The following is a 4312-nucleotide window of genomic DNA, read 5'->3' on the forward strand; positions in this document are numbered from 1 at the left end:
GTTAAATCAGTGATTATTATGGATAATGCTCAATTTCATCGAATGAAGGTTCTAAAAGCGTTAGCCGAAAAATTTGGTCACGTTGTTTTGCCTTTATCACCTTATTCGCCAGAGTTAAATCTAATCGAAAAGCAGTGGGGCAATCTTAAAAGTATTTACGTAAAGTTTTATCTAATTTTGATGTCTTTTGGGATGCTCTTTTGTCCTATTCTGGATTTAATTGACTATAATTAGCATACTTTTTAAACCACTATAGCTGAATGGGGTTAGCTTGCATACAAACTGACGCACTACAGACAGCAACCTCAGTACGGAAAAACGAGCCAACGCTGTATGCGAGTTAAAGACACTTAGAGACCTTTGCAAAATTCCGTTTTATACTAATTTTTGTGACTAGTAGAAAAATTAACACTATGATTTTAATATATTTTCAAAACTTGAAAAATTGAAATTTCTCTATTTTATATTTTTTTTGCAAAAGTCTCATTTAGCTATATAGCTGGGGTCTCGAAAAATGCATACTGTACTTGGGGTAAGGGCTGTTTTCAAATTGGATATTGAGTTAACGTTGTATGCATTTTTTGGGAAATTTGGCTATGCTTTAGTTGGCTTCTTCAAATTTTACGCTAACTAAGCGAGAAACGCCGGGTTCGCTCATGGTGACACCGATTAAACGGTCGCAGTTTTCCATGCTGCGTTTGTGGTGGGTAATCATAATGAATTGGGTTTGTTGGCTCATTTCGCGTAGCAGTGCGCAGAGGCGTCCAACGTTGGCATCGTCTAATGGGGCGTCAATTTCATCAAGCAGGCAGAAAGGCGCGGGATTAAGACGGAAAAAGGAAAAGACAAGGGCAACGGCGGTGAGTGCTTTTTCCCCACCTGAAAGAACGCTGAGGTTTTTAACTTTTTTACCCGGTGGTCGTACGCTAAGGCTAATGCCAGCAGTGAGGATGTCGTTGTCTGTCCATTGCATGCTGCCTTCTCCACCGCGAAATAGGAGCGGGAAGTATTGGCTAAAGTGTTGGTTGACGGTGTTAAAGGTGTCAGTCAGACGGCTTTTGGTTTCGTTATCTAGCTGGGCAATGGCCTCTTCTAAAAGTGCCAAACTGTTTTCTAGGTCTTCGCATTGGTGGGCGAGGGTTTGGTATTCGGTATCAATTTCACGATAGCGTTCTACGGCGGTAAGGTTAACGGCGCCCAATTCTTCCATGGCAATTTTGAGTTGTCGTAAGCGTTTATTGGCAGCAGCTTCGTTTTCTTGATGGTTTTCTGGAAATTGGAGCGGTTTACGGTCATCAGTATTGAGAATTTGTTGTTTTTCTTGTCGTTGTTGTTCGAGTTGTTCTAATCGTTCATGTCTATTACTGAGTCGTTCTTCTGCTAATTGGTAAGCATGTTTTGCAGCATTTTCGCTGTCTTTAGCGTTTTGGAGTCGTGCACGGGCTTCGTGTTGCTGTTCGATAGCGTGCTGATGTCGGGTTTCGTTTTCTTCTAGCGCTAGAATAGCGGTTTCAAAGGCAAGTTGGCTTTCTTCAATGGTGATTTCTAGGGAGGTTAGCTGTTGTTGCCATTGGTTTTGTTGTTCATGGGTTTCTTGGATTTCAAGTGTTAGACGCTGCTGCTGCTTGGTTTGGCTTTCTAGCTGGGTTTGTAGGGTATGGATTTGTGTTGAAAGTTGTTGCTGTTGTTGGGTAAGTGTGCTCTGTTTGCTTTGTAAGTGTTGATGATTGGTGTGTGCCTGTTGCCATTGTTGTTTATAGGTTTCGATGTCAGGAAGGGTTTGTTTTTCGCGTACGCACTCGGCGTATTCGATTTCGATATCGGTTTGCTGATGTTGGGCAGCGCTGAGGTCTTCTTGTAAGGTTGCTAAGGTTTGTTGGTGTTTAGCCATTAGGGCTTGGGTATGCTGTTGGGCTTGGCGGAGTAGTTGACGGCGATGTTCGGTTTCTTTGAGTTGTTTTTCTGTTTCTCGATAGTGATGCGCGAGTCGTTGTTCTTGTTGTTGGGCGGTTTGCAAGGCGAGCGTGGCTTGTTGGTGTTGCTGTTCTAAGGTATTGAGTTGCTCACTTTGCGTGATGAGCTGTTGTTCTAATGTGTTTAAGGCTTCAATGCGCGCAAGTAGTCCGTCGTTATCTTGATTGGTCAGACGAAGTCGGGTGGTGTTTGTTAGGATTTCACCGTCAGGGGTGAGGTAGGTTTTATTGGGTAAAAGGTTTTCGCCTATGTAGGGGGTGAGATGTGCAAGAAGCGGCGTTAGGTCTGCTGGAGTATTAAGGTAAGGTTGCCATTGTTCAGGAATGGGGGCTTTTCCAAAATAGGATTGCTCGGCAAGCGGTATTTCGCTGATAGCGGTTTGTAGGTGTGTTCCGATGAGGGTTTCTATGGCGTGTTGCCATTTGGAATGGACTTGCAGGTGTTGGTAAAGTTTGGGATGTTCGGTGGTTTCTTCCGTGGCGGGTGAAGGTAGCCATTCAATTAGGGTATCTCGACGGCTTTGGTTTTGGGTGTAATGCGTTAGTGCTTCTCTGTAAGTGGTTTCAAGCTGGTTTAGTCGCGCTTGAGCGTTAGCGACGGCGCTTTGGGCTTGTTCCCATTCGGTATTTTGGGTTTCTAGGGTAATTTGTAAGGTTTCGCAGCTAAGCTCTAGGGTTTCTACTGCTTCTTCATTTTCTGTTTCTGGTTGATAGTGTTGTTGTTCTGCTAAGCGTTGTGCCAATATTTGGCAGCGATGTTGTGCTTCTTGCCGGCGGGTGGTGGCTCGATTGAGCTTTTCTTGTTGTCGGTCGTGTTGGCGTTGGGCTTGTTCTAGCGCGTTTTTGCGCTCTTCTGTTTGTTGCTGTGCATCAATCAGTTGTTGGTTTAGTTCCTCAATAATGCTTTCTAGTTCTTGATGTTGGGTTCGAGTTTCTGTTAAGGCATTTTGCCAGTCAAGTACCTGGCAATCATCTTCTTGTAGCTGGCTTTCAAATCGTGATAAGCGTTGTTGAGTTTCTAAAAGACGCTGGGAGAGGTGTTGGTAATCGGTTTTTTGTTTGCCTAATAGGGTTTCTTGTCGATGATGTTGATTAACGGCATGCTGATAGCTTGCTTGACTATCAAGTGTTTGGCGGTTGATGGCTTCTAATTGGGCTTCTGCAGTTTCTCTGGCTTTGGCTGCTTGTTCTTGCGCAATCATCGCTTCTGCAAGCGTGTTTTCTTCTTGATGGTAATCGGTTTCTAGTTGTTGGATTTCTTGGCTAATACGATGAAGTTGCCAACTGATAAGGCGATGGCTAAGGGCGCTATGTTCGGTTTGGTGTTCTCGATAAAGACGTGCGGTTTCGGCTTCTTGGGCAAGTTGTGTGCGTTGACGACCAAGTTGTTGTAAGCGGTCATGATGGCGCGTTAGGTGCTCACGCACTTGCTCCATTTTTCGCTCACTTTCTTTGCGCCGATTTTTATAGAGAGAGATGCCAGCTGCTTCTTCGATAAAAGTTCGCAGTTCTTCTGGTTTGCTCTCAACGATTCGGCTAACCATTCCTTGTTCAATCACGGCATAGCTTCTTGCGCCAACGCCTGTACCTTGTAACAACTCTACAATGTCTTTACGTCGGCAGCGCTGCTGGTTGATTTGGTAATGGTTTTGTCCATCGGAGGTCACGCGGCGTTGAATAACGATTTCTGCATATTCTGCAAAGGCACCACCAGCAGTATTTTCACTATTGTCAAAATGGAGCGATACGGTTGCCATCCCACCTGCGCGTCGATTTTTAGCACCGCCAAAAATGACATCGGTTAGGGTTTGTCCGCGCAGTTGTTTTGCAGTGCTTTCTCCAAGCACCCAACGAACGGCGTCAATGATGTTAGATTTTCCACAGCCATTTGGTCCAATAATGCCCGTGACTGGCGCATCTACTGGAAAAACAGTATTGTCAGCAAAGGATTTGAAGCCTGAAAGACGAATGGCGGTTAAGCGCATAGGATATGATAGTTGATGAAAAAAGCGGAGTATTATAGCGCTTGTTTTTAAAAAACCTACCGTTTATTGGTAGGGGATTTTTTAGAGAGCGAGTTTCAATTTAAAGAGAGCAGCCATGATATAGCGTATTAAAAATGGTAGCTTTTATTCGTTGGTTTTTGCTTTTTCGAGTATAAAAATGGAGTAAACTGGCGTTGTTATAATAAATAAAGACACATCATTGTGGATGGATGTGTCGGTATGAGAAAAGCGATAGTCAACGGAGGAAAGAGAATGGATGCAGCTTTTTTTGCGGGAATAAGGAATTACCTGCAGCGGCTGTTTTGGATGTTGTTTCAAATGCGCCGATGGATA

Annotated in this window: 2 protein-coding genes and 1 pseudogene; 1 reads left to right on the top strand and 2 read right to left on the bottom strand. The window is 44.0% G+C overall.

The genetic code is table 11. The annotated features are described in order from the left end of the window. Positions 1-224, top strand: a pseudogene (locus A5N85_RS13025) (IS630 family transposase); the annotation flags it as partial. Positions 225-601: 377 nt separating this feature from the next. On the opposite strand, the gene A5N85_RS13030 reads toward A5N85_RS13025, so the two are convergent. Both A5N85_RS13030 and A5N85_RS16305 read right to left on the bottom strand, forming a co-directional pair. Further along, complete coding sequence (locus tag A5N85_RS13030; RefSeq protein WP_072577578.1) at positions 602-3958, bottom strand: AAA family ATPase; 3357 nt, start codon at positions 3956-3958, stop codon at positions 602-604. A 144-nt stretch (positions 3959-4102) separates the two neighbouring features. After that, on the bottom strand, positions 4103-4312 hold a 210-nt coding region (locus A5N85_RS16305), incomplete at its 5' end, for a hypothetical protein (RefSeq protein ID WP_211268223.1).

Source organism: Suttonella ornithocola (genome assembly GCF_001889065.1).
GTDB lineage: Bacteria > Pseudomonadota > Gammaproteobacteria > Cardiobacteriales > Cardiobacteriaceae > Suttonella_A > Suttonella_A ornithocola.